The 24,813-nt window shown below is 69.7% G+C and carries 19 protein-coding genes; 7 read left to right on the top strand and 12 right to left on the bottom strand.

All coding sequences use genetic code 11. The features are described from left to right. Positions 1 to 155 precede the first annotated feature (155 nt). Together AB0B28_RS07405 and AB0B28_RS07410 are read right to left on the bottom strand one after the other, a co-directional pair. Positions 156 to 680 (bottom strand): hypothetical protein, encoded by a 525-nt coding sequence (locus AB0B28_RS07405; protein WP_360118044.1) that lies wholly within the window; start codon positions 678 to 680, stop codon positions 156 to 158. Then, positions 677 to 1,891: a glycosyltransferase gene (locus tag AB0B28_RS07410; RefSeq protein ID WP_360118047.1), complete on the bottom strand. Its 1,215-nt coding sequence runs from the start codon at positions 1,889 to 1,891 to the stop codon at positions 677 to 679. The genes AB0B28_RS07405 and AB0B28_RS07410 overlap by 4 nt, the downstream gene beginning before the upstream one ends. Positions 1,892 to 2,131: 240 nt before the next feature. Between AB0B28_RS07410 and AB0B28_RS07415 the strand changes: the two genes are divergently transcribed. The 5 genes from AB0B28_RS07415 to AB0B28_RS07435 all read left to right on the top strand — a co-directional run bounded on the left by AB0B28_RS07415 (position 2,132) and on the right by AB0B28_RS07435 (position 9,157). Further along, complete coding sequence (locus tag AB0B28_RS07415) at positions 2,132 to 3,712, top strand: glycosyltransferase family 4 protein (RefSeq protein ID WP_360118050.1); 1,581 nt, start codon at positions 2,132 to 2,134, stop codon at positions 3,710 to 3,712. A gap of 100 nt (positions 3,713 to 3,812) precedes the next feature. Further along, the gene (locus tag AB0B28_RS07420; RefSeq protein ID WP_360118053.1) at positions 3,813 to 4,427 is read left to right on the top strand and encodes an acyltransferase; all 615 of its coding nucleotides are present in this window, start codon (positions 3,813 to 3,815) and stop codon (positions 4,425 to 4,427) included. Beyond that, a complete protein-coding gene (gene wecB, locus AB0B28_RS07425) occupies positions 4,424 to 5,512 on the top strand; it encodes a UDP-N-acetylglucosamine 2-epimerase (non-hydrolyzing) (RefSeq protein WP_360118056.1) in 1,089 nt (362 codons plus the stop codon). Before AB0B28_RS07420 ends, wecB begins: the two co-directional genes overlap by 4 nt. 217 nt (positions 5,513 to 5,729) lie before the next feature. Beyond that, positions 5,730 to 7,046 carry a glycosyltransferase gene (locus AB0B28_RS07430; protein WP_360118321.1) on the top strand — a complete coding sequence of 439 codons (1,317 nt, stop codon included), beginning with the start codon at positions 5,730 to 5,732 and terminating at the stop codon, positions 7,044 to 7,046. After that, positions 7,043 to 9,157, top strand: coding sequence for a glycosyltransferase family 1 protein (locus tag AB0B28_RS07435; RefSeq protein ID WP_360118059.1), 2,115 nt, complete (start codon positions 7,043 to 7,045; stop codon positions 9,155 to 9,157). The genes AB0B28_RS07430 and AB0B28_RS07435 overlap by 4 nt, the downstream gene beginning before the upstream one ends. Before the next feature lie 59 nt (positions 9,158 to 9,216). On the opposite strand, the gene AB0B28_RS07440 is transcribed toward AB0B28_RS07435, so the two are convergent. The 7 genes from AB0B28_RS07440 to AB0B28_RS07470 all read right to left on the bottom strand — a co-directional run bounded on the left by AB0B28_RS07440 (position 9,217) and on the right by AB0B28_RS07470 (position 17,953). After that, a complete protein-coding gene (locus tag AB0B28_RS07440; protein WP_360118062.1) occupies positions 9,217 to 10,734 on the bottom strand; it encodes a glycosyltransferase family 4 protein in 1,518 nt (505 codons plus the stop codon). Positions 10,735 to 10,756: 22 nt separating this feature from the next. Next, positions 10,757 to 12,040, bottom strand: coding sequence for a nucleotide sugar dehydrogenase (locus tag AB0B28_RS07445; protein ID WP_360118065.1), 1,284 nt, complete (start codon positions 12,038 to 12,040; stop codon positions 10,757 to 10,759). A gap of 8 nt (positions 12,041 to 12,048) precedes the next feature. Then, on the bottom strand, positions 12,049 to 12,999 hold the full coding sequence (locus AB0B28_RS07450; RefSeq protein WP_360118068.1) for a hypothetical protein: 951 nt from the start codon (positions 12,997 to 12,999) through the stop codon (positions 12,049 to 12,051). Continuing rightward, complete coding sequence (locus tag AB0B28_RS07455) at positions 12,999 to 14,006, bottom strand: Gfo/Idh/MocA family oxidoreductase (RefSeq protein ID WP_360118071.1); 1,008 nt, start codon at positions 14,004 to 14,006, stop codon at positions 12,999 to 13,001. The genes AB0B28_RS07450 and AB0B28_RS07455 overlap by 1 nt, the downstream gene beginning before the upstream one ends. A 1-nt stretch (position 14,007) precedes the next feature. Next, complete coding sequence (locus AB0B28_RS07460) at positions 14,008 to 15,096, bottom strand: DegT/DnrJ/EryC1/StrS family aminotransferase (RefSeq protein WP_360118074.1); 1,089 nt, start codon at positions 15,094 to 15,096, stop codon at positions 14,008 to 14,010. A gap of 153 nt (positions 15,097 to 15,249) precedes the next feature. Then, on the bottom strand, positions 15,250 to 16,983 hold the full coding sequence (locus AB0B28_RS07465) for a stealth family protein (RefSeq protein ID WP_360118077.1): 1,734 nt from the start codon (positions 16,981 to 16,983) through the stop codon (positions 15,250 to 15,252). Between the two features lie 169 nt (positions 16,984 to 17,152). Next, positions 17,153 to 17,953, bottom strand: a complete 801-nt coding sequence (locus tag AB0B28_RS07470; protein ID WP_360118080.1) for a sugar phosphate isomerase/epimerase — start codon at positions 17,951 to 17,953, stop codon at positions 17,153 to 17,155. A 131-nt stretch (positions 17,954 to 18,084) separates the two neighbouring features. Between AB0B28_RS07470 and AB0B28_RS07475 the strand changes: the two genes are divergently transcribed. Next, positions 18,085 to 18,927: a hypothetical protein gene (locus AB0B28_RS07475; RefSeq protein WP_360118083.1), complete on the top strand. Its 843-nt coding sequence runs from the start codon at positions 18,085 to 18,087 to the stop codon at positions 18,925 to 18,927. A 52-nt stretch (positions 18,928 to 18,979) separates the two neighbouring features. On the opposite strand, the gene AB0B28_RS07480 is transcribed toward AB0B28_RS07475, so the two are convergent. The 3 genes from AB0B28_RS07480 to AB0B28_RS07490 all read right to left on the bottom strand — a co-directional run bounded on the left by AB0B28_RS07480 (position 18,980) and on the right by AB0B28_RS07490 (position 23,504). Next, positions 18,980 to 20,686, bottom strand: a complete 1,707-nt coding sequence (locus AB0B28_RS07480; protein WP_360118086.1) for a CDP-glycerol glycerophosphotransferase family protein — start codon at positions 20,684 to 20,686, stop codon at positions 18,980 to 18,982. A 90-nt stretch (positions 20,687 to 20,776) separates the two neighbouring features. Then, positions 20,777 to 21,472, bottom strand: coding sequence for an NTP transferase domain-containing protein (locus tag AB0B28_RS07485; protein ID WP_360118089.1), 696 nt, complete (start codon positions 21,470 to 21,472; stop codon positions 20,777 to 20,779). A gap of 184 nt (positions 21,473 to 21,656) precedes the next feature. Next, positions 21,657 to 23,504 (bottom strand): glycosyltransferase, encoded by a 1,848-nt coding sequence (locus AB0B28_RS07490; RefSeq protein ID WP_360118092.1) that lies wholly within the window; start codon positions 23,502 to 23,504, stop codon positions 21,657 to 21,659. 263 nt (positions 23,505 to 23,767) lie between these two features. On the opposite strand from AB0B28_RS07490, the gene ispD reads away from it, so the two are divergent. Continuing rightward, entirely contained in the window at positions 23,768 to 24,505 is a 738-nt protein-coding gene (gene ispD / locus AB0B28_RS07495) for a 2-C-methyl-D-erythritol 4-phosphate cytidylyltransferase (protein WP_360118094.1), read from the top strand. The last annotated feature ends 308 nt before the right edge of the window (positions 24,506 to 24,813 follow it).

A 24,813-nucleotide genomic window follows, 5' to 3' on the forward strand; every position in this document is an offset into this window, starting at 1 on the left:
CTCATTCACTTTTCGTTTTCCCAACGTTCGCCGATTCGTGGGAAAGTCGATCTCGAATGTTCACGTATGCCGATGGCATTCGGGCGATGCCATTGTTCACCATTCGCTCCGGAGTATCGAGTGACATCTTATTCACTCCGAAGACGACCGGGAAATCAATGGTCGGCCCCGATCGGGATTCCCGCATACGCGTACGACACCGTGGCCGACCGCGATTCGAGCCACGGCAGGAAGCCTTCGGCGAGCGCCACGGCCTCGACGTTGAGCAGGACCACGTGGTCGGGTTCCCAGGCGCGGACCCGCTCGGCCACCGCGTGCGCGTACCGGTCGCGTTCGAGGCGCCTGGACTGGCGCTCGAGACGGTTCGACAGCGGCTTGGAGACGCGGTCGGCGTACAAGGCGCGGGCTTTGCCCACGGGACGGCGCAGCGGACCCCGCTGGAGGCGCCGCATGCCGGCCATCGGGTATTTGACCAGCCAGAGCCTGGCGAGGCGGCCTTTGCGGACACGCGCGGTGTCGTCGTGGCGCAGCTCGATGCCGCGCGCGAAATCGGGGTCGAGCCGGGCGTTCGGTGCGGCCACGAACGCGATCACCCGGTGGCCGTCGGCGGCGGCCCGGTTGGCCTCCTCGATCACCGCGGCGCGGCTGTACCCGCCGGGGGCGATGACGGCGATCCTCACTGCGGGGCTCCTTCGCTGGGGCCGAACCAGATCCGTTCGTGGTGGTCGGCGACGGCTTCTCTGGAGTACCTGCGGCGCAGGTGCTCGCGGGCGCGATCGAGGTCGAGACCGGCCTCGACGCGACGGGTGAGCTCGCGGTAGGCCTTGACCAGGGCCGCCGGCGACTCGTCGACGTCGTACATGGCCCCGGCGTCGGCTTCGATGCCTTCGAGCAGCTCCTCGGGGCCGCCACAGCGCGAGACCAGGGCCGGGACGCCCGCGGCGAGCGCCTCGACCACGACCACGCCGAAGGTCTCGTGGCGGCTGGCGTGGACGAACAGGTCGTGCCCGGCCAGGACGGCGGGGATGTCGGCGGGGTCGACCGCGCCGCGCCACACGACCGCGTCGTCCAGACCCAGCTCGGTGGCGAGGGCGCGCAGTTCGGGCTCCTGGTTGCCGCGGCCGACGATCGTCAGGCGCAGGTCGGGGTCGTCGGCGCGGCATTCGGCGAAGGCCCGCAGCAGGTAGTCGATGCGTTTGCGCGGGGTCAGGGCCCCGATGGTGATCCAGCGGCGGATCCGGCGCGGAGGCTCACGGCGGGCGGCGCCGAAGTCGATGGGGTTGGCGACGATCTCGAGTTTGGCCCTGTGGTGCGGATAGACCGCCCCGAGCTGGTCGACGAGGTTCCGGCCGACGGCGAAGAACCGGGTGGCGCGGTCGATGACCTCGTCGTAGAGGTCGCGGGCCCCGGGTTCGGCGAGGACCTGGTCGAGGAAAGACGCGTGCTCGGTGACGTAGACCTTCGCGTCGGGGCGTGCGTTCTCCAAGGCCGCGTAGGCGCCGCGAATGCCCACGTGGGCGTGGACCACGGGCGCGGGGATCGGCTCGCCGCGCAGGCTGGCGGTCAGCCACTCGGCGTGGGCCCGGGCCTGGGTCTCCCAGTCGCTCCCGTTCGGCAGCAGCGCCGGAACGTAGTGGACCGTGGCCCCGGCCACGCCGCGGACGGCGGTGCGGGCCAGCGGTTGCAGGCGGCGCTGCGAACGCCGGGCGACCTCGGCGCGTTCGAGGTCCTTGGGCAGTCCCCACAGGTCGCAGTGGTAAACCGTGACGCTGTCGCAGCGAGGGGCCACGGCCTTGACGAGCTCTTGGACGAACGCGCCGCCGAACGGCACCCTCGGCGTGGGGTACCAGGGGGTGATGATGGCGACGCTTCGTTCACCGGTCACGGTCACTGGCGGCGGTCCTTTCGACCGCGTTCGGAGGTCGGCGGCGGCATTGGGAATCGGAGTCACGAATGGCTCCCCGGACGGACGCCGGGAAAGCGGATCGGTCCATACGCTAGCGTGGGATCGGCGTTCACCGTAGCCCGGCGAGCGCGACTAAGAATGGATATCAGCAGCGGTTCGCGAACAATTCCCCAAACGTTCACCGAATGAATACCCGCACCATTCCCATCCCGAGGAGACAAAGGCGTGAGTGACCCGAAACCGCGGATCGTCATGTTGGTCCACAACAGCGTCAAAGGCGATTCGCGGGTGCAGAAACAGGCCCGTTCGATCGCCGGACTGGGCTGGGACGTGACCCTCGTCGGGACCTCCCCGGACCGCCGGACGTACGAAGGGACCATCGGGGACGCCGCCGTGATCCTCATCCCGCTCCCGGTGGGCATCCACCAACGCCCGCACGAGTTCCGGCGCGGCACCTTCCGCGACCCCCTCGCCTACCCGCCCGGGCCGACCGCGAACTGGAAGCGCCAGCACCTGGACGCGCGGCGAGCCGACCTCGGCGCCGCCAAGGCCGAGGCCGCGATCACGGCCGAAGGCCGCGGCCTCCGGTGGGCCGCGCTCCAGGCCCGCCGGGTCGGGTTCAAGCTCGAGTCGAAGTGGACCGGCCTGCGACTGCGTCGCTCGGAGGCCCTGCAACGCGAGCGGACCCGGATGTCGTCCCCGATCGACCGGTTCACCACCGCCTTCTGGAAGAGGGCGATGGGCGACCGGGCCTGGCGGCGGCTCGACCCCGACCTGTGGCGATACGAACTCGCGTTCGGAAACACGATCGACCGGCTCGAACCGGACCTGATCCACGCCAACGACTTCGCGGTCCTCGGCGTCGGAGCCCGGGCGGCGCTGCGAGCGCGGGCCGCCGGGCGCGACGTCAAACTCGTCTGGGACGCCCACGAATACCTGCCGGGCATCAGGCCCTGGCGCGACCACCCGCGGTGGCACCCGGCGCAGATCGCGCACGAACGCGAATACGCGCCCTACGCCGACGCGGTGGTGACCGTCTCCGAGGCCCTCGGCGAACTGCTGCGACGGGACTTCGCCCTCGCGGAGCCGCCCGCGGTGGTCCTCAACGCGCCCTCCGGCGCGCGGGGCCCGGTCGCCGCCGATGGGCAACTGGTGGTCCGTTCGCGCAAGACCGGCGAACGTCTCTGGGCCCCTGAGGAATCCGACGAGCCTGCGGCGGTGCCGAGCCTGCGCGGGCGCTGCGGGATCGGTCCCGAGGTGCCGCTCATGGTCTACAGCGGCGGCGACAGCCCGCAGCGCGGCCTCGACTCGATGATCCGGGCGCTTCGGTCGCTGCCGGGGGTCCACGCGGCGTTCGTGCTGCCCGACGGCAGCCGCTACGCGCCCGGCCTGCGGGAGCTCGCGCTCGAGCTGGGCGTGGACGAACGGGTGCATTTCGCGCCGTACGTGGAGTACTACCAGGTGGCCGAGCACCTCGCCGAAGCCGATCTGGGGGTGATCCCGATCCACCACTGGCCCAACCACGAGATCGCGTTGATCACCAAGTTCTTCGAGTACTCGCACGCGCGGCTGCCGATCGCCGTCAGCGACGTCAAGGCCATGTCCGAGGCGGTCCTGGCCACCGGCCAGGGCGAGGTCTTCCGCGCCGACGACCCGGCCGACCTGGCCCGCGCGGTCGAAGCGATCCTGGCCGACCCCGAGCGGTACCGCAAGGCCTACGAGGGCCCGGCCGACCTCGACGCGTGGACGTGGGAGCGCCAGGCCGAGATCCTCGACGGCGTGTACCGGCGGGTCCTCGGGCGCTGACGCCGGGCTCCGGCGCGACCGTCCCGGGAGGGGCCGTCCGTATAATCGGCCCGACCGAACCGATCGGCGGCGCTCGCCGTCCGTCCACCGAAAGCAGCTGATGGCTCACAGGGTCCAGGAAACCGCTCAAGTCCACGAGACCGCACAGGTCGGCGACGGCAGCTCCGTGTGGGAGCTCGCCCAGATCCGCGAGCACGCCGTACTCGGCGAGGGCTGCGTGATCGGGCGCGGCGCGTACATCGGCACCGGGGTCCGGATCGGCGACAACGTCAAGATCCAGAACTACGCGCTCGTCTACGAGCCCGCGCGGCTGGCCGACGGCGTGTTCGTGGGCCCGGCCGCGGTGTTCACCAACGACCACAACCCGCGCGCGGTCGCCGCCGACGGGTCGCTCAAGCAAGCCTCCGACTGGGAGGCCGTCGGCGTCGACGTGGCCGAAGGGGCCTCGATCGGGGCGCGCGCGGTGTGCGTCGCGCCGGTGCGCATCGGCCGCTGGTCGATGGTCGCGGCCGGGGCCGTGGTCACCAAGGACGTGCCCGACTTCGCGCTGGTCATGGGCGTCCCGGCCCGCCGGGCCGGCTGGGTCGGCCGCTCGGGCGAGCGCCTGGAGGACCTCGGCGAGGGCCGCTGGGAGGACCCGCGGACCGGCGACCGGTACCGCGAGGCCGACGGCGTGCTCGCCGAAGACGCAACAGAGGAAAAGGTGGAACAGTGAAGGTCGTCAGCATCGTCGGGGCCAGGCCCCAGCTCGTCAAGCTCGGCGCGGTCGCGCAGGCCTTCGCGGGCACCGAGCACCACCACGTGGTCGTCCACACCGGACAGCACTACGACCCCGAGCTGTCGGACGTGTTCTTCACCGAGTTCGGGATCCCGCAACCGGACTTCCACCTCGGCATCGGCTCGGGCAGCCACGGCGCCCAGACCGGCGCGATGCTCGCCGCGATCGACCCGATCCTCGACGCCGAGCAGCCCGACTGGGTGCTCGTCTACGGCGACACCAACTCCACGATCGCCGGGGCGCTCTCGGCGGTCAAGCAGCACCTGAAGGTCGCGCACCTCGAAGCCGGACTGCGCTCGTTCAACCGGCGCATGCCCGAGGAGCACAACCGGGTGCTCACCGACCACTGCGCCGACCTGCTGCTGGCCCCCACCGACGAGGCCCTGCGGCACCTGGCGAACGAGGGCCTGGCCGACCGGGCCGTGAACGTCGGCGACGTCATGGTCGACGTGTGCTTCGCCACCCGCGACCGCATCCTGGCCGCCGACCGGCCCCTCGCGGGCCTGCCCGAGGGCATCGCCGCGGACGAGCCGTTCCTCGTCGCGACCCTCCACAGGGCCGAGAACACCGACGACCCCGAGCGGCTCGCGACCCTGCTCACGGCCCTGGCCGACCTGCCGGTCCCGGTCGCGCTGCTCGCCCACCCGCGCCTGAAGGCCAAAGCCGACCAGTTCGGACTCAAACTCGACACCGGCGCGATCGCCGTCGGCGCGCCGCTGCCCTACGCCGACCTCGTCGCCGCGGTCCTCGCCTCCACCGGCGTGGTCACCGACTCCGGCGGCCTCCAGAAGGAGGCCTACCTCCTCGGGCGCCCCTGCACCACCCTGCGCACCGAGACCGAATGGGTCGAGACCCTCGAAGACGACTGGAACGTGCTGGTCCCCGACCCGTCGGCGCTCGGCCCCGACGCCTGGCGGACCCTCGCCTCCCGCCCCGCGCCCCAGGCCCCGACCAGGACCCCGTACGGCAACGGCCGGGCCGGCGCCGAAGTGGTGAAAGTCCTGGAAGAACGACTCGCCTAAGCCGCCGGCCGCGCGGCGTCCCCGCAGCGGCCGGCGCACTGCGAGTTCACCCCACATTCTTGATGCAGACAGCTCAGGGCCCTTCCGCTGCATGCTAACGTCCACTATCATGTCAGCCTTCTCTCCTTCCAGGGCCCCTCAGCCCGACCGTGCGCCCGGAAGCGACGCACCCTCGAGCGCCGACCCCGGACCGGGGCACGACGGGCGGCGTCCCCATCTGATCTATCTCGCGATCGGGTTCCCTCCGGCCGCGAAGAGCTGCGCCTACCGGATGCGGGAGACTGCCAACCAGTTCATCGCCCAAGGCTGGGACGTCACGGTCGTCACCATCGAAGACGAGTCCTGGGAACTGGAATCGGGCATCGACCTCACCCTGTCCGACCAGGTCGACCCCCGTGTCGCGGTCCTCAAACTCCCGCTCCGGCGCGAAGACCTGGAAACCGACATCCGCCGCTACAGCGAAGAGCGCGCCGTCTCCCCCGGGCGCTGGGCGAAGAAGCTGCGCGAACGCCAGCAGGAGACGTTCCCCGAAGCGACCTTCGGCGACTGGCGCGGCCCCCTTGAAGACGCGGTGCTGGGCCTGCACAAGGAGCGCCCCGCCGACCTGCTCCTGGCCACCTGTGTCCCGTACGTGAACCTCGCCGCCGCCTGGAGACTCTGGGAGGAGGCGCGGGTCCCGTACGCCGTGGACTTCCGCGACGGCTGGTCGATCGACGTGGTCGACGGCCACGAGGCGTTCAGACCCGAGTCCGAGGAGGGGCGCTGGGAGACCCGCGTGCTCGGTTCGGCGATCTCCCTGTGGGTGGTCAACGACCCCATCGCCGAGCACTACCGCGCCCGTTACCCGGTGCTCGCCGACCGCGTGCACGTGGTGCGCAACGGTTACGACGCCGACAGCTCGCCGGGCCGGTCGCGTCGTCCCGACCCCGACTCGGGCCTGGTCTTCGGATACCTGGGCACGGTCAACTTCTCCCCCGAGCACCTCAAGGCGGTCCTCGAGGGCTGGCGCATCGCGCGCACGCGCGAGCCGCTGCTGGCCAACGCCCGGTTCGAGGTGCGCGGGCACAACGGCCACGGCGCCCGCCGCGGCGCCAACCTCCAAGCCGACCTGCTGCGAGACGCCGAACCGGACGGCGTGACCTACGGCGGCCCGGTCGCCAAGGCAGAGGTCGCCGACGCCTACGCCCGCTGGGACGCGATGGTGCTCATCCTCATCGGCGGCCGCTACGTGACCTCCGGCAAGGTCTACGAGTACATGGCCACCGGACTGCCGATCGTGTCCGCGCACGCGATCGCCCACGACGCCTCGAACGTCCTCAAAGGCCACCCGCTGTGGACCGGGGCGCGAGGCCTCGACGCGAAGGCGATCGCCGACGCGTTCGTCGACGCCGCGCACCTGGCCGTGGAATCCACCGACGCGCAGCACGCGGCGGCGATGGCGCACGCCGACCGGTTCACGCGCGAGATCATCATGTCCGAGGCCGTGAAGAACCTGGTCGACCAGTTTCAGGTGGAGAAAGGCCGCGCTCAGTGATCAACGTACTGTTCGTCAGCAGCAACACGCTCCCGGTCAGCGCGATCGCCGAGACCGCGCAGCGGCTCGACGCCGAGGGCGCCCGCGTCTTCTACGGCGCCTGCACCGCCGAACCCAAGTTGAAAGCGGCGCTGGACGGCGTCGAACTGGCCCAGATCCACGCCCTGCCCCGTGCCAACCTGCGCCGCGCGGTCGACCTGCCGTTCGGCGAGCGAGTCTGGACGCGGTGCCGCAAGGACCTGTGGCTGCACGCCCGCGCCCGTGAGGCGCACGTGCTCGTCGCCGTCGACGAAGGGGCCGTCTACACCGTCTGGCAGCTCGCCCAGCGCAACCGGAAGGCCAAGGCCGTCAACGGCTTCGCCCCCGCCGTCAGCGCCGTGCGCGAGCTCAACGGACAGGACGCGGTCCACACCCCCGGATACTCGCTGCTCCCGCCGTCGCTCATGGCCCGCGAATTCGGCCGGGCGGTCAAGCGCCTGCCCGACGCCACGGCGCGCGCCCTCACCGCTCGACCCATCATGCGTCGCGACCTCGGCGCCAAACTCTGGCGCCTGCCGCTGCGCGCCCCGGGCGTGCCCGCCGGACTCCGCGTCGCGACGGGCCGACGCGTGGCCGAGGCCATGAAATGGGCCAACAAGCACACCGGCGCGGCGTACGCCCTGGCGTTGACCGCCTCCAAGATCAGCGATTCGAAGACCAAGGCCGAGCTGCTCTACGACGCCGCGTCCCTCGAGTACGGGCGGGGCATCGTCTCGCGGCACACCGACAAGGCCGTGCAGGCGCTGCTCGCCCATGCGGACGAACTTCAGGCCGAAGAGGACTATCTCAACGCCGCCGGCACGTTGCAGCGCGCCATGTCGCTGAGCTTCCACCGGGTCGCCCACATCGACGGACTGTCCTCACCGCTGGCCGACGCCCCGATGAAGTTCATCAAGCCGTACCACGCCTCCAAGGCGATGCAGACGGTCATGACGCCGCGCGGGCGCCTGCGGCCCGCCGCGCCGCGACCGACCGATCGGCCGCTGCGGCTGCTGATCACCACCAGCGCCAACGCCAACTTCCTGCACGAGATCCTCGACCGCTACCGAGACCACCCGGACGTCGAGGTCCGCTTCCTGGACATGGTGACGCAGGCGGGGCTCAAGCGGGTCTCGTGGGCGGACCGGCCGATCATGCAGGAGCGGATGGGCGGCGACGACGAATACGCCGACCAGGTCGAGGGCCTCATGCGGCCGTACCTCGACTGGGCCGACACCGTGTTCGTCGACTGGTGCGTGGGCCCGCCGGCGATGATCACCACGGTCGATCCCGGTGACACCCGGATCATCGTCAGGCTGCACAGCTATGAGGCCTTCACCCGCTGGCCGCACCTGGTCGACTGGTCCCGGGTCGACGACCTCGTCTTCGTCGCCGAGCACCTGAGGGGTCTGACCACCGAGCTCGTGCCCGCGCTGCGCGGGCCGAAGGCACCGCGCACACCCGTGGTGTTCAACGCCACGGAGCTCAGTTCGTTCCCTCGCGAGAAGCAGGCGGACGCCCGCTTCAACCTCGGTCTCGTAGGTGTCGGCCAAGTCGTCAAGGACCCGCTGTGGGCCGTGGAGGTGCTGCGCCTGCTGCGCGAGGAGGACGAGCGCTACCGGCTCCTGATGATCGGCGGCGACATGGACCGCGATTTCAGCCGTGCCACCAAGAAGTACCGGAACAAGATGGAGAAGGAACTCGAGCCGCTGGTCGAGGCCGGGGCAGTGCTCAGGCTCGGTGCGACCGACGACGTGGCGGGCAAGCTCACCGACGTCGGGTTCATCCTCAGCACCTCGGTCCGTGAAAGCGCCCACCTGGGGCTCATGGAGGGCACGGCCAGCGGTGCCGTCCCGGTGGTGCGCGACTGGCCCTATTTCGCGGGCAGCACCTACGGCGGTGCCCGCACGGTGTTCCCGGACGGCTGGGTGGTGGACACGCCGAAGGCGGCCGCCGAACGCATTCTGCGCATCAACATCACCGAGGAGAACTGGCGCGACTGCGCCAAACTCGCCGCCGAGCACGCCCTGTCCACCTGGGACTGGTCCAAGGTCGGCAAGGACTTCGACGAGTTGATCTTCGGCGAACGGTAGTCGACGCGAAGGGCCTCCCCGGCCGGTGGCCGGGGAGGCCCTTCGCTCATCGTTGTTCGCTAGGCCCCACTGGGTTTCGGAGCCGGGCCGATGAGCCGTTCGTAGATCCGGACGTACTCGAGCGCCTGATGCTCCCAGGAGTACTCCTCCAGCAGCGCCGGGTCCTTGTAGGCGCGGCGGTAGCCGTCCTCGTCGGCGAGGATCCGCTCGACGGCGTCCGCGAGGCTCCGGGCGTCACCGGAGGTGAAGACCTCGCCGTTGCCCAGGCGCCGCACCTCGGCCGAGAGCGTCTTCACCGTGGTGACGACCAGCGGCAGGCGGGCGTGGCAGTACTCGAAGAACTTGTTCGGCAAGGCGATCTCGTGGTTGACCGAGCCGGTCGGCATCGGGTGGATGCCCATGTCGGCGGTCGAGATGAACCGAGGCAGGTCCTCATAGTCGACATAGCCTCGAAAGTGGAGCCGGTCGCTGATGCCGTATTCCTCGCCGAGCGATTCGAGGCGCTTGACGTACGGGTTGGTGGTGTGGCGGCTGACCATGAACGCGACATGGAGTCCGGGCACGAGGCGGGCGGCCTCGATGAGGACCTCGATCTGCCGTTCCGGTGAGGCCCAACCGATGTAGACGGCAAGCGGAGTATGGGCGTCGAGCCCCAGGTCCGAACGGAGGTCGCCCGGGTCGGGCCGCGGCGCGGGGTGCGCGAGCGGAGCGTTGTGCACCACCGAGGGTTCGCGGTCGAGCCCGTGGCGTTCCTTGAGCAGCTGCGCGAGCGGTCGCGAGACGGTGACCACCGCATCCGCGCCGGGCAGGTACTGCCGCTCCCAACGCGATTGCGCTTCGAGCTTGTTCGGCGCCAGGCCTTCGTGACCGGGAACGAACTCGTGCGCGTCGTAGACGACCTTCACGTCCTTGCCCTTGCGGCGCAGATGCTCGGCGGCGCGCACGCACACCCCGATCGAGTAGGCGTCGTGGGCGTGGAGCAGGTCGGGTTCGAGCGCGATGATCTCGGGACGGAAGGCGAGCTCGAAGCGCTGCATGCTGACGTCGAGCCGCCTCCAGGCGCGGTCGCCGAGGAGCGCGCCCCACCAGCGCCGCTCGATCCGCTCCAGACGTCCTTCGCGTTTGAGGTACTTCTCGCGGTTCTTGGTCTGGCGGACGCGGCGCCCGACCCAGGCCCGCTCGACCTTTCGGCCCAGGCGGTGCGCGATCAGCGGCAGACGCACACCGCCTTGGACGGCGCCACCGCCACGGAGCGCTTCGAGTTCGAGCCGGGCGGCCTTGAGATGCCGCTCGCGCCGCTTCGCGCGTTCGAGATCGCCGTAGGCGAACGGATAGCGCAGGGCGGCGGCGTTGCGACGCAGCGACCTGGGCGGATCCATCTTCGGCAGCGGGATCTTGCGGATGAGCGCGCCGTCTTGCTCGTACGGCTCCTGCTTACCGGTGACCGAGACGCCGATCAGGTGCGTCTCCCACCCGGCGGCGGCGATGGACGCCGCCGCCTTCTGCACTCGCGAGTCTCCGTCGATGCGGTTGGGGACCACCATGACCACGCGAGCGGGGCCCTGTGCGGGTTCCATATGCATTCCCTACCTTCGGGGCTCAGCTGCCGAGCACGATGTGCTCGCGGCCCTCCCAGACGGCGGGGTCGGTGATGCGACGGCCGTCGAGCAGCACCCTGACCTCGGGAAGATCCGCAGGGGACAGCGTACGGTACTCGTCGTGGTCGGCCTGGACGACGACGGCGGTCACGGCCTCGCCGCGGTGCGCCGGCAGTCCCTCGGCCTCGAGCTCGTCGACCGTGTACATCGGGTCGGAGACGTAGGGCACGGCCCCCTTGGCGCGAAGGGACTCCACCAGCGGGAACACCCCGGAGAACGCGGTCTCCTTGACGGCCCCGCGGTAGGCGGCCCCGAGCACCAGGACATGCGCGCCCGCGAGGTCGCCGTACGCGGCGGCCAGCACATCGACGGCGTAGGCGGGCATGGCGGCGTTCGCCTCGCGGGCGGCGCGGACCACGGAGGCCTCCGGGTCGTTCCACAGGTACATCTGCGGGTAGATCGGGATGCAGTGGCCGCCGACGGCGATGCCGGGCCGGTGGATGTGGCTGTAGGGCTGGGAGTTGCAGGCCTCGATGACCTTCATGACGTCCAGGCCCTGCTTGTCCGCGAACCGGGCGAACTGGTTGGCGAGGCCGATGTTGACGTCGCGGTAGGTGGTCTCGGCGAGCTTGGCCATCTCGGAGGCCTCAGAGGAGCCGAGATCCCACACGCCGTTGGGGCGCGGCAGGTCCTCGCGCTCGTCGAAGTCGAGCACGGCCTCGTAGAACGCGACGCCGGCCGCCGCCGAAGCCTCGTTGACGCCCCCCACGAGTTTCGGGTAGCGGCGCAGGTCGGAGAAGACGCGACCGGTCAGCACCCGCTCGGGGCTGAACACGAGGTGGAAGTCGCTGCCCGCGGCCAGGCCGGAGCCGGCTTCGAGCATGGGGCCGAACCGGTCCCGGGTGGTGCCCACCGGGAGCGTGGTCTCGTAGGAGACGAGCGTGCCCGGCTTCAGTCCGGCGGCGACGGCCTTGGTGGCCGCGTCCATCCATCCGAAGTCCGGCACCCCCTGGGCATCGACGAACAGCGGCACCACGATGACCACTGCGTCCGATTCGGCCACGGCGGCCGCGGTGTCGGTGGTGGCCTTCAGGTTCCCTGAGGTCACCGTCTCCTTCAGCAGTTCCGCCAGGCGGTGCTCGCCCGGGAACGGCTCGAGTCCGTCGTTGACCGACTGCACGGTGCGGGGGTTGACGTCCGCTCCGACGACTTGGTGCCCCTTGGTGGCGAACTGGACCGCCAGCGGCAGCCCGATCTTGCCCATGGCGACGACACAGATCCGCATTTCACGCTTCACTTTCTGAAGTCCAGCATTCGAAGGCGGGACAGTCCCCGCCAGGTGGCCCGCTCGTCGACCCTGACGGTCAGGCTCCGCTTCGCTCCCCACTCGACCGCCAGGCCGACCGGCATGCCGTGTCGCTGGAAGTAGCCGCGCGGAGCCTTGAGCGGCAGATCATAGGTGAAACCCCGGAGGGTCAGATGGGCGCGCAGTGACCAGCGGCCCGCGCCGTGCCCGATCAACTCCGCGGTGGGCACGCGGGCGGTCACCACGGCGAGCGCCCCTTCGGCGCGGACCGCGACCTCCGCCTCCACGTCGAGACCCGGATGCTCGGCGGCGTCCACGCAGGTGCGCTTGCGCGGAGCCTCGCCCTTCTCGAGACGGTCCGCGCCGACCCGCACCGACTCGGCCCCGCAACCTTCGACGGGCACGAAGAACGAGTACTCGAGGTGGTAGTCGGCGCGTTTGACGCCGGTCCACACCAGGTAGCGCGGCCGGACGCCTCGGGCGAGCCGTACGGTGACCCGCTCGGTCGCCGCCTCGAACCACTCGTCGGCCAGCCCGTGCGGCTCCTCGCGGAACCCCGGGTAGCGGGCGAACAGGCGTCCGCCCTCGAGCAGGAACCCGGGTGCGGGCTGGGCGATCGCCGCTTCCAGGAGTGCGTGGTCGCGGTACTGCGCCAAGGAGATTCGGACCCGCTTCTCCGTGGGGAGCCGCAAGCGGAGCTCCTCGGTGAGGTGGGCGTCGGCGAGCTCGGCGATCGCGGTCCAGCATTTCACGCGTTCGCCGGGGTCGAGGGTGAGGGCGAAGGGTTGCAGGGCCTGGGCGACCTCGTTCGTGAAGGCCTGGTAGACCTCCTCGTCCCGGTCCGGCCCCTCCGCCGAGGCGATGATCCGCTCGGCGGCCGCGACTCGCTCGGCAGGCTCGAGAACGTGCTCGGGCGCCGCGGCAGGGGTGGCGTTCATCATCTGGTCCCGGCGCCGTCCAAGGCCACGGTCAGACCGGTCGCGGCCGAGCGCAGCATCATCTCGGAGACCTCGACGGTCGCCGCCCCTCGGCGCAGGTCCACGATGTCGTTCGGTTTGCCGAGCACCGCGTCGCGGAAGTGCTCGTGCTCGACCAGGAGCGGCTCCCGCTTGCGGATCGCGTACCGGATCATGTCGCCTTCGGAGACGCCGCGGAAGTTGCTGATCGCCTCCCACTCGGTGTCCACCACGCCGTTGGCGTAGAAGGTGAGGTCGGCGGTGAGCGTGTCGGCGACGAAGCATCCGCGATCGCCGGTCACCACGGTGGTCCGCTCCTTGAACGGGCTCAGCCAGTTCACGGAGTGGTTGGCGATCGCGCCGCCCGAGAGCTGCCCGACGGCCGCGATCATGTCCTCGTGCTCACGGCCCGAGCGCGACACGGTCTGGGCGCTGATCGTCCGGTAGGACTGGCCGGTGACGAAGCCGGTCAGGTCGATGTCGTGGGTCGCGAGGTCCTTGACGACCCCGACGTCCGCGATGCGGCCCGGGAAGGGCCCTTGGCGGCGGGTGACGACCTGGAGGATCTCCCCCAGCTCACCGGCTTCGAGACGCTCGCGCAAGGAGGCCACCGCGGGGTTGAACCGCTCGATGTGCCCGACGCCGGCCACCAGGCCGCGGTCCTCGAACGCGGCCGCGAGCCTCACCGAGGCCTCGGTGGTGTGCGCCAGCGGCTTCTCGATCAGCGCGTGCACGCCCGCGTCGGCCAGCGCCAAGCCCACCTGCTCGTGGTAGGCGGTCGGACAGGCGACCACCGCGTAGTCGATACCGAGCCCGATGAGCTCCTCGGCCTGGGCCACCAGGCCCACGCCGGTCGGCAGGGAGGCGGCGTCGGCGAGCGGGTCGGCGACGGCCACCAGTTCGACGCCTTCGAGGGCATGAAGGACCCGGGCGTGGTTGCGGCCCATGGCGCCCAGGCCGATCAGTCCGGCACGCAGCTGTTCAGTCACGCTAGAGCTCCAATGCGTTCACCGCGGCGATGACGCGGTCGATGTCGGCGTCGGTCAGCGACGGGTGGACGGGGAGGGAGAGGACCTCGGCGGCGGCGCGGTCGGTCTCGGGCAGCTCGACGTCCATGTGCGCGTATGGGATGAGTTTGTGGATCGGGGTCGGGTAGTACACGGCCGAGCCGACCCCGGCCTCCTTGAGCTGGGCCAGGGCGCCGTCGCGGTCGCCTTCGACGCGCACGGTGTACTGGTGGTAGATGTGGCGCGCGCCCGCGGCGACCGGCGGGGTGGTCACGGTCTTGATCTCGGCGTCGAAGCGCGCGGCGTTGGCGCGGCGCTGCTCGGTCCACTCGTGGAGGCGGCCGAGCTGGACGCGGCCGATCGCGGCGGCCACGTCGGTCATGCGCATGTTCGCGCCCACGATCTCGTTCGCGTAGCGCTGCTCCATGCCTTGGTTGCGCAGCAGGCGCAGGGTGCGCGCGAACGCGGCGTCGTCGGTGGAGACCATGCCGCCTTCGAGGGAGTGCATGTTCTTGGTCGGATAGAAGCTGAACGTGCCGCCGATGCCGAAGGAGCCGACGGGCTTGCCGTCGATCTGCGCGCCGTGGGCCTGGCAGGCGTCCTCCAGGATCGCCAGCGAGTGGCGCTGGGCGATCGCGGTCAGGCGCGTCATGTCGGCGGGGTGGCCGTACAGGTGGACCGGCATGATCGCGACGGTCTTGGGGCCGATCAGGGACTCCACCGAGGCCGGGTCGATGTTGAACGAGTCGGGCTCGATGTCGGCGAAGACCGGTTCGGCGCCCACGAGGCGGACCGCGTTGGCGCTCGCGGCGAACGAGAACGAGGGGACGATGACCTCGTCGCCGGGGCCGACGCCCATGGCCATGAGCGAGAGCTGGAGCGCGGAGGTGCCGGAGTTGACCGCGACGCAGTGCGCGGTGCCGGAGACCTTGGTGAACTCGTCTTCGAACGCGGCGACCTCGGGGCCCTGCACGACCATGCCGCTGCGCAGTACTCGCACCGCGGCTTCGATCTCGGCTTCGCCGATATGCGGTCGCGCCGGGGGAATGAACTCCCTCTGCTCTTCTGACATTCGTCCCCCCAGGGGTGTGATCCACGGGCTTTCATCGGTTGATGCGCCGTCGATGATACAGACGCAACATTCGGTTAATTTATGCAGAACCTGAGGAAGACCCAAGGTTCTGCGGATGCGACCAGGGGGTGGATTGGGCGGCATCTTCGCTGTTCAGCGTCGCTCGTAGGGCGACGGGAACGGAAAGTAGCGGTCGAGGAATTCGCGCAGCATGGCGTCGACGGCCGCTTCTCGCCCTGGGGGCGTGTCGACGTCGTTGACGCAGATGAACTCGGCGTCGCGGCGCCGTTCGAGGGCCTGGAGTCTCGCGGGCGCGTCGGCGGCGGCCACGTCGACGTACATGAGCTTGGAGGTGCCGGGAACGCCGCGGCCGGTGAGCACCGAGTAGTGGTGGAGCAAACCGGCGAATTCGATGTCGGCGGGGTCTCGGAAGCGGGAGCGGGAGGTGGCGGCGAGCGCCTCGGGGTAGCGCTCGGCGAGCTCGACGGCGACCTGGCGCAGCTGCGGGTGCGGGACGTGCTTGAACTTGCTGGTGGCGAATCGCCCGAAATCCGCTTCCAGCAGCCGCCGGGCGTTGCGCCCGGCGAGATTCGGGGCGGAATCCTGAGGTTTCGCGTCGCCGAGCCCGATCTGCATGGAGGAGAAGGGGACTCGTGCGATCCCGTTGGCGTGGAAGAACTGCTCGGGACGACTCGGGGAGCCGAAGAACACGTCGTCGTTGAGGATCAGGTAGTGGTCGGCGAGGCCGGGGATGCGGTGCAGCTGCGTGGTGATCGCGTGGGAGTTGAAGACCGGGAGCGCGGACGGGTCGGCGAAGATCTCGGTGTGGTCGACCACACGGATGCCGGGCGCATCGGTGTCGAGCCACTTGGGCGTCTGCCCGGCGGTGACGATGTAGATGTTGCGGATGTACGGCGCGAAGGCGTGCAGCGAACGCAGCGAGTACTTGAGCTCGTCGCGGTCGGTGTAGCGGGACGCTCCGGCGAGGTGGCCGTGGCCTTCGGCGTCCGCACCGTCGTCGGCGAACTCGGCGCGTCGGGCGGCCCAGTCCGGGTCGGCGCCGTCGACCCACATGTAGACGGCGTCGACGGGGAAGTCGACGTCGTCGACGAGTTTGCGGGTGAACGGCTCGAAGGTGGGGTACTTGTGCTCGCCCACGGTGCGGGAGGCGACTTCACGGGCCTCGGGGGGCAGCACGTCCGCGACCCGGTTGGGACGGGGGGCGACCCAGGCGCCGGCGAACATGTCCTTGGGGATGAGCACCTTGACGCGTCCTACGCGTTCGAGGTAGTCGGGGTGGGCGGCGAAGTCCTCGCCATCGGACCAGAACTCGACGTCGCAGCCGAATTCGAGCCCTGTCAGCGGCTGCCCTTCAGGGCCGAGGAGGAAACGGCCGTACCGCAGCACCTGCGAGCTCTTGACGCTCGACGGCAGGGCTCCTTCGGCGTAGAGAGCAGGACCTTCGGTGATCGTTCCGGTGCGACCGGTGCGGCCCACGTAGAGCTCGGAGTCGCCGTGGAGACGGCGCACCGACTCCAGGAACGGCTTCTTGTCGGCCCGGCGCAAACCCACGACATGGCGTTCGGGGGCGGTGCCGGGGACGAGGAAGTACTCGATCCCGGCCGCCTCGGCGGCTTCGACGACGATCCGAAGGTTCGCCTCCGCCGCCTCCCGCGCGGTGAAGTGCGTGACGCACCGGCCGATGAAGACCTCGCCGTCCCGTTCGAACTGGCGCAGCTGAGGGTCTGACCCCAAGAGCGCGGCACGGCGCTCGACGGCGCGGTCGAAGCGGGCCCGATCAGCCCGCTTCGCCTTGAGCGAGGCGGGCACGAACCGCCCCGCGACTCGGCGTATCCGCGCGGCCGGGCTCCGCTGCTCCTTGGGCATCCGCATTCCTTCGCGCTGGGCCGCCGGGCGCCGTTCGGCGAACGGCGCGGCTCGGACGGCACTGATTGAACACTGCTGTAAAAGCACAGGTGCATTCCGATAATACAAACGCAACAGGAAGGGAACAGGTTGCTCCGCCGCGGTGGGAATCGGGTGCGGCCGGCTTCGTTCAGTCGCGCGCGCGCCCGCCGAGCGCGTCCCTGGCGAACTTGACCGATTCGTAGAGGTCCTCGGAACGACGCGTGCGGTTCCCGCTCTTGCGGGTGCTGACCTCGACGGTGATCGAACCGTCCCAGTCGGAGGAGCCGAGCGAGCCGAGGAGCTCGGCGCACGGCTGGGTGCCGCGTCCGGGCACCAGGTGCTGGTCGGCCCCGGGGTCCGTGCCGTCGCACAGGTGGATGTGCCGCAGGCCCTTGCCCATTCGCTCGGCCATGGCCAGCGCGTCGGCGCCCGAGGCCGCGCAGTGCGACAGGTCCAGGGTGTAGGCGTCGTAGCCGTGCCGGGTGGGGTCCCAGTGGGGCCGGTAGGGCACGAGGTTGCGCTTGCCGAGTTTGAGCGGGAACATGTTCTCGACCGCGATCGTGACGCTGGGGTAGCGGGCGGCGAGGCCGTCGAGGACGGTGGAGAACTTCGCGGCGTAGTCGCGCTGCCAGGAGAACGGCGGGTGGATGACCACCGTCGGGGAGTCGAGGTACTCGGCGGCCTGCACCGAGCGGCGCAGGCGCGTCCACGGGTCGGCGCTCCACACGCGCTGCGTGACCAGGAGGCACGGGGCGTGGACGGCGCCGATCTTGACGCCGTAGTGCTTGGCGAGGCTGGCCGCGGCCGAGGGGTCCTGGGAGACCCTGTCGGTGAAGACCATCAGCTCCACGCCGTCGTAGCCGAGTTCGGCGGCGAGTTCGAAGCCCACCGCGGTGGGCTCCGGGTACACGGAGGTGGTCGACAGCAGAACCGGGACGGACTGGGTCACGCAGACCAGGGTACGCCGTGCCTCCCGGCGTCCGTGTCCTTCGTCGGGGCCGGTCCGCCCCTTGGGGTCCCGACCTGGGGCCGGGCGCGCCGAGGCGGGGCGCGCGCGGGCGCGGCGGGTACCGTTGACGGATGACCGACGAGGTGGCGCAGGACTTCGACCGCGAATGGGTCGAGTTCCTCGATCCCGACGACCCCGAGACCCTGGTCCGGGCCGACCTGACGTGGCTCCTGTCGCGTTGGGGCTGCATCTTCGGCCGCCATCCCGCCGAGGGCGGCTGCCCCGGCATAGACTCCTCGCGCCCGGCCGACGGGTGCTGCCTGCACGGCGCGTTCTACACCGACGAGGACGACATCCGCCGCACCAAGGCCGTGGTCAAGAAGCTCACTCCCGAGACGTGGCAGCTCCACCGCAGGTGGAAGGACACCATCGTCGACGACACGCTGGAGAACGACGAGGGCGAGGAGGAGCCGGCGAAGAAGACCGCGGTCGTGGACGGCGCGTGCGTGTTCCACAACCGCGAGGGCTTCCCGACCGGTTCGGGGTGCGCGCTGCACCAGCAGGCGATGCGCGACGGCGTCCACCCGATGGAGTACAAGCCCGAGGTGTGCTGGCAGCTGCCGGTCAAGCGCGACTTCAAGACCGAGCACCGCGCCGACGGGACCGACCTGTCGGTCACGCTCATCACCGAATTCGACCGGGCCTCGTGGGGCCCGGGCGGGCACGACTTCGACTGGTGGTGCACCGCCTCGCCGAGGGCGCATACCGCGGTCGAGCCGGTCTACCGCTCCTACGAGGTCGAGCTCGCCGAGCTCTTGGGGCGTCCGGCCTACGACCGGCTCGCCGAGCTGTGCGCCCAGCGCGAGAAGCTGGGCCTGGTGGCCCCGCACCCGGCCACGGTGGCCGCGGGCGGGCCCACGCCGCTGGCGATCCCGACCCGCAAACGGCGTCCGGCCCAGACGCACCCCCGCTGACGGCGAACGGCCCCGCCGCAGTGGCGGGGCCGCCCAGCAGTGCTCGGGATGACTAGGCGGCCAGCAGTGCGGACGCGCCGGTCGCGGACTTGTGCACCGGCTCGGCGTAGGTCGCCTTGACCTCCTCGACGAACAGCGGCACCAGGTCCTCCGGTGCCACGTCGCCCAGGTAGTACTCGCGGACCTCGGCGCGAAGCGCGGCCTTGGAGTCGGTCACCAGCAGCTCGTCGAGCACCTTCTCGATGTTCCCCGCGTCCGGGTCGAGCAGGTAGGCGGCCCTCGCCAGCGGGAACTCGTCGAGGTAGGCGTCCTTGAACCCCTTCGGGTCGGTCATCGCGAACGGACGCCCGCTGTAGATCCAATCGGAGGCCGTACCGCTGATGTCCGAGATCGCCACGTCGGCGGCGTTCACGCAATCGGTCAGGCTCGCCTCGGTCTCGGCCTGAGCGCCCCACAGGTGCGGACGGCCGGTCTTGGCCGCGTCGGCTGCGATCAAGGCCTTGATCTCGTCGGCCAGCACCTGGTAGGCGGCATTGGTGCGAGTGTAGGGGTGCGTGCGGAAGATGAGCGTCACCTCACGCGCGAGCACCGCCTCGACGATTCGCCTGCCCTCTTTGAGCGACGAGTAGTTCACGTCGGCGGTCAGGCCGGTCCAGGTGGGCGTGTAGAGCACCACCGGGCGCGCGCCCTCGATCTTGTCGCGCTCGCCGACCTTGAGGTCATGGAGTTGGGGCCGGGCGACCTTGCGGAACTTGTAGTTGGGGATGTCCACCCCGTGCCGGTGGTAGCGGTCCACGCCGGCCTGCCCGGCCACGAACACCCGGTCGTACATGAGCGAGACGGGGCTGCGGCTGATGGCCTTGTCGGAGTCGCCGTGCATCAACTGCACGTGGATGTAGTTGTCCAGCTTGATGAGCTGGGCGTTCTTGACCGCGTGGTTGACGTAGTAGCAGGCCCGGACGCTCTCGGGGAGGATCGTGTCGAGCACCGACTGGGCGGGCACCAAGACGATCGGGGCGCTGGTGCGGGCCGCGATGCCGTCGTAGAGGTAGCGGTCGCGGATGATGATCACGTACGGGTCGCCGACCTGCTCGAAGTACGGCAGCCACATGGTGAGCTGGTACTCCGATTCACGCGCGCCCGCGAAGTGGATCACGAACTTCGGCTGGAGCCTGGTCACCGCGGTCAAGACGCGCCCGTCGACGGGGTGCGACTCGCGCTGGCGGTGCAGGTAGCCGTCGAGGACCGCGATCCCGGTCCAGGCGACGGCGGCGGCGGTCACCGCCGCGAACACCGGATCGGTGACCGCGCCGAGCGGGCCGTCGGCCCAGGCGCTGACCGCGAAGACGACGGTGAGCGCGCTCAGGACGCGACCGATGGCGGGCGGTGTGGACCAGCGCTCGTGAGTGGAGCGCTCGACGTCGAGGTTGGTCGTCTGCAGATAGCCGACGTTGAGCGCCTTGGCGATCGTGTCGGCGCCGACGATGAACATCAAGACCAGGATGCCCGCGGCGAGGAACGGCCAGCGGTCGAGGCCTCCGTGGTTCCAGGCGGCGATGAGGACGGCTACGGCGGCCACGGTGCGGGCCGTCCTCATGCTGGTGAGGGCGTCTCGGATGTTCCAGGCGATCGTGCCGAAGACCGTGACGGCGAGCAGCAGGGCGATCCAAGGCAGGTCCGCGAACGCGACCGCCGCGACGACGGCCGCGACCGAGAGCAGGTTGATCCAGTTCGGCAGCGACTTGAGCAGGTTCTTCAACGCACCGGGCCTTCGGCTGGGTTCGTGAGCGCGGCACCGGAGTTCCGGCACCGCGCGGTGTCTGTCGAGATGGTCACGCCTGCGAGACCCTTACTTGAACGCCTGGTTGACGCTGTTGAGGTCTTCGGCGAAGTCGACCTCGATCACGTTGTGCTGGGAGATGTCGACGGCTTCGAATTTGAGGCCGTCCTTCTCGATGGCCAGCTCGATGCCGCCTTCGAAGTAGTCCTGGTCGTCGACCTCGTCGAGGCGCTTGGCCACCAGGGCGCGGTCGTCGGCCGAGACGTAGTTGATGCCCACGGCCTCGCCCAGCGCACCGTCGGTGACCTGCTTGGAGAGCTTGTTGATGTAGCCGTCGGGGCCGAGGTTGTACTTGACCTCCTCGTCGGAGACCTTCGCGGTGTTGACGGCGATGAAGGAGTGGTCCATCGCGATGTGCGGCAGCAGCACGTCGAGGACCTGCGGGTCGAAGACCACGTCGCCGTTGAGCCACAGGACCCCGCCGGGACCGAGGATGTTGAAGGCCTTGAGGAGGCTCTTGGAGGTGTTGGTGTCGCCGTAGGCCTGGTTGTAGATGAAGCCGACGTCGGGCACCTCCTCCATGATCATCTCCTTCTTGTAGCCGACCACGAGGTGGATCGAGTGGCGGTTGAATCGCGAGGTGAGCAGGCGCAGGGAGCGGCCGAGGATGGTCTCGCCGGTGTTGAGGACCGTCAGGGACTTGGGGTGCGGTTTGCCGAGCCGGGAGCCGACGCCGGCCGCGAGGATCACGATGTTCGTGGACATGTCGAGTGCCACCTCGTTCGGTTTGGATGATGGATTGGTGGAGTTTACCTACCTGAACGTCCAGTGACGCATAGCCCAACACACGGGTTCGGCGAGGATCACACGTGAATCCGCAGATGATACGGCCCGTCGCCGGTGTCGGACCCCGCGTGTCCGGAAGCGGCGGGGTCCGAGCGTCGGCTGCTCAGGAAGGTCCCGGTCCGGCCTCGACGATCGGTTGGGAGAGGACCTTGAGGCTGAGATTCCCTTGAGATGTGACATACAGCTCAATGTTGTCGTACTCCAGCTCGGCAGAGGGCGCCGTGAAGACCCGCCGTTTCGCGAATCCCCGCGGCGTCTCGATCTCGACGTGGAAGTCGAGGGTGTCGCCCTCGGCGTCCCACAGTCGGGCCAGCGGCAACTCGGCCTCGAAGCCGATCGCCCCTTCGGGCCCTGGACGTTCCGCGATCGACACGCGCCCGTACACCGGGACGCGGCGCGCCGACCACGACAGGGCCATCGAGCGGTCCTCGAGGTGCTTGCAATCCGACAGCGACCCGCGCAGGCGCAGCACGTCCCCTTCGGCCGAAGCCTCGTCTACCAGCGGCTTGAACACCGGGAGTCGCACGACGGTCTTCCTGGCCTTCGCTTCGACGAGCGCCTTGACCCAGGATCTGGTCACCGCCTCGTCGCTGAAGTCGCAGGCCCGCTTCTGCGCGTTGACGCGGAGCCGCGCGAGCTCCGACTCCGGCATCGACGACACCCGGGCGACGGTCTCGGCGAGCGCCTTGACGTCGCCGGCGGGCACCACGAACCCGTCCACCCCATCGGTGATGATGTCGCTCGGCCCGTAGCGGATGTCGTAGGCGATCGGAATGCAACCCGCGGCCATGGCCTCGATCAAGACCAGCGGCATGCCCTCGAACCTGCTGGAGAGCACGCTGAACGACGCCGTCGCGAACTGGGCGGAGGCGTCGGAGCGGAATCCCATCAACTGCACGTAGTCGTTCGCCTCGGCGTCGTCGATCTGCTTCTGGAGCACCGGGCGCGAATCGCCGTCGCCGAAGACGCGCAGGCGGGCGCGGCTGCCTTCGGCGTGGGCGAGCGTGAATGCCGAGATCGCGTGGTCGACCCGCTTCTGGTGCCCGAAACGCGCGAGCATGATCCCGTCACCGGGGTCGCGGCCGTGCTTGATGGACTGCGCCTTCATCGGACGCGAGTTCGGGACCGGTGTCATGTTGGGGCCCGCGAAATCCGCTTCGGCGATCTCGCTCGCCTGCCTGATCGTCAACGGCGCGAGCAGGTCAAAGGATCTCATGTGCTTGACGATGTCGATCTTCCCGCCGGCGAGCTTCCCGAAGGCGTCGGGAGCGTCGCGATCGAGATGGGAGTTGTGCAGGACCTGGACCGTGGTGACGTTCTCCCTGCGGTACCGGTGCAGGAACTTGCCGATGAAATGCGAGTCGTTCACCAGATAGGCGTGCCCGGGACCGAGCACCTGGTCGAACCAGGCGAAGTAGAAGTCGGCGGCCCGGGTCCAGCGGTTGACCACAGTGCCCTTCCTGGTGAAGAGCGTGAGTTCGCGTCCGCCGAGGGTCCCCTCCTCGGTCACGTCCTTCCTGTCCGACATCAGCCTGGTCCCGTCCGAGCGGAACGTGTCGACCTGGAGCTCGACGCCGTCCTCGGAGCGCCGCTTGGACTGCTTCTTCCCTTCGTAGGGCAGCAGGATCGCGGGCTGCTCGAAATGCTTGCCGCGGGCCCCGTACCGCCTGGTCAATGCGCCGTCGGAGGCCGCCGCCGCCTCCTGCCAGATGTTGCGCAGGCGCACGCCTTTGCTGATGTACCCCTGCTTGAGCAGGCGAAGCCTGACGACGCGGGTGTCGAAGTTCGGCGCCAGCGTCAGGATGTCGATCTTGCGGCGTCCGAGCTTGGAGAACACCGAGTTGCGGTGCAGGAGGACGTTCGTGAGTCCCCCGAACTCCTTCCCGATCGACCAAGTCAGGCCGTAAATGGGGTCATCGGGCAACGCGATGACGGGTTTGCGCTCGAACATGCTGCAGATCTTTCGCTTTAGGGGGTCTCGGAGAATGTCCGCTCATCGACGAATCCACTTGCCGGCGATGATAGGACTTCGAGGTGGATGCTGAATGAAAATGTGAACTTGACAGGCTTCTCGCGATCGGAGATCGAAGGTCCTATCCAGACCGATCGAATACGGTCGATTCGTACTGCCGGCCTCGGACCGGATACCGCGGGCGGGCCCGGGCCCTCCGGTATCCTTTGGCCTCCGTCCGGCGTCCACCGAGGAGAGCAGCCTTGCGGAAATCCGATCCCCCGCCGCGCCCGCGCACCGTCGCCGCCGTACTGGCCGGAGGCACCGGGAGCCGAATGGGCGCGCCGATTCCGAAGCAGTTCATCGAGGTCGGCGGGAAGCCGGTCCTGCGGCACACGCTGGAGGCGTTCGAGGCGGCGCCGGAGATCGACGCCGTGGTCGTGGTGACCGCGGCCGCGTTCCGGGAGCGCACGTTGGATCTGGCGCTGGCGTGCTCTGCGAAGGTCGCGGACGTGGTCGAGGGCGGGCGGACCCGCTCGGAATCCTCGCGGGCGGCGATCGCCTGGGCGATGGAGCGGGCGGGGGCCGACGCGCGGATCCTGCTGCACGACGCGGCGCGGATGCTCGTTCCGGGCCAGGTCATCGCCGATGTGGTGCGGGCCCTGGACGAGTGCGACGCGGTCACCGCGGCGGTGCCGTCCTCGGACACGGTCATCGAGGCCGAGCCCTCGGCCTCGGGCGAGGCGATCGCCGCCGCCCTGGACCGGTCGCGGCTGCGCAGGGTGCAGACCCCGCAGGGCTTCCGGCTCGGGACCATCGCCGAGGCGTACGAGCGGGCCGCGGCCGAACCGGCCTTCGCGCCCACGGACGACTGCTCGGTGGTGCTGCGGTTCCTGCCGGACGTGGAAATCCGCGTCGTGGCCGGCGCCGAGCGCAACCTGAAGGTGACGACCCCGATCGACCTCGTCGTCGCCGAGGCGCTGCTGTCGGACGGACGCTGAGGCAATGCCCCCGGCTCGTCGCGACAGTTGTCACGCATCGGAAATGTGATTCGCATCGACTCGAAACTCGCTCTCGAAGTATTGCAACCCTCGCCCACATCGGACGGTCCTCGCTCCGCACCGAGCGGTGTCCGTATTCCGTTGACGCGACAGGCCCCGGACAGGGTTGCCTCCAAGCAGAAATTAGTTTACGAACGGCTGAATCAAAGGAAGACTCGCCGAGGCCAGACGTGTCGCGGGCCGATTCGGTGTCTGATTTGCCACATTCGGCGGAAAGCGCGACGGCCCGCCCCGGACCCCGGGGCGGG

The organism is Glycomyces sp. NPDC046736, from assembly GCF_040645615.1.
Lineage (GTDB): Bacteria > Actinomycetota > Actinomycetes > Mycobacteriales > Micromonosporaceae > Glycomyces.

Bases quoted from the DNA above. Each gene is read 5' to 3' on its own strand.
- AB0B28_RS07420 (WP_360118053.1), top strand. From the start codon at position 3,813: ATGGCTCACAGGGTCCAGGAAACCGCTCAAGTCCACGAGACCGCACAG.
- AB0B28_RS07440 (WP_360118062.1), bottom strand. From the start codon at position 10,734: ATGGAACCCGCACAGGGCCCCGCTCGCGTGGTCATGGTGGTCCCCAAC.
- AB0B28_RS07445 (WP_360118065.1), bottom strand. From the start codon at position 12,040: ATGCGGATCTGTGTCGTCGCCATGGGCAAGATCGGGCTGCCGCTGGCG.
- AB0B28_RS07450 (WP_360118068.1), bottom strand. From the start codon at position 12,999: ATGAACGCCACCCCTGCCGCGGCGCCCGAGCACGTTCTCGAGCCTGCC.
- AB0B28_RS07460 (WP_360118074.1), bottom strand. From the start codon at position 15,096: ATGTCAGAAGAGCAGAGGGAGTTCATTCCCCCGGCGCGACCGCATATC.
- AB0B28_RS07465 (WP_360118077.1), bottom strand. From the start codon at position 16,983: ATGCCCAAGGAGCAGCGGAGCCCGGCCGCGCGGATACGCCGAGTCGCG.
- AB0B28_RS07475 (WP_360118083.1), top strand. From the start codon at position 18,085: ATGACCGACGAGGTGGCGCAGGACTTCGACCGCGAATGGGTCGAGTTC.
- AB0B28_RS07485 (WP_360118089.1), bottom strand. From the start codon at position 21,472: ATGTCCACGAACATCGTGATCCTCGCGGCCGGCGTCGGCTCCCGGCTC.
- AB0B28_RS07490 (WP_360118092.1), bottom strand. From the start codon at position 23,504: ATGTTCGAGCGCAAACCCGTCATCGCGTTGCCCGATGACCCCATTTAC.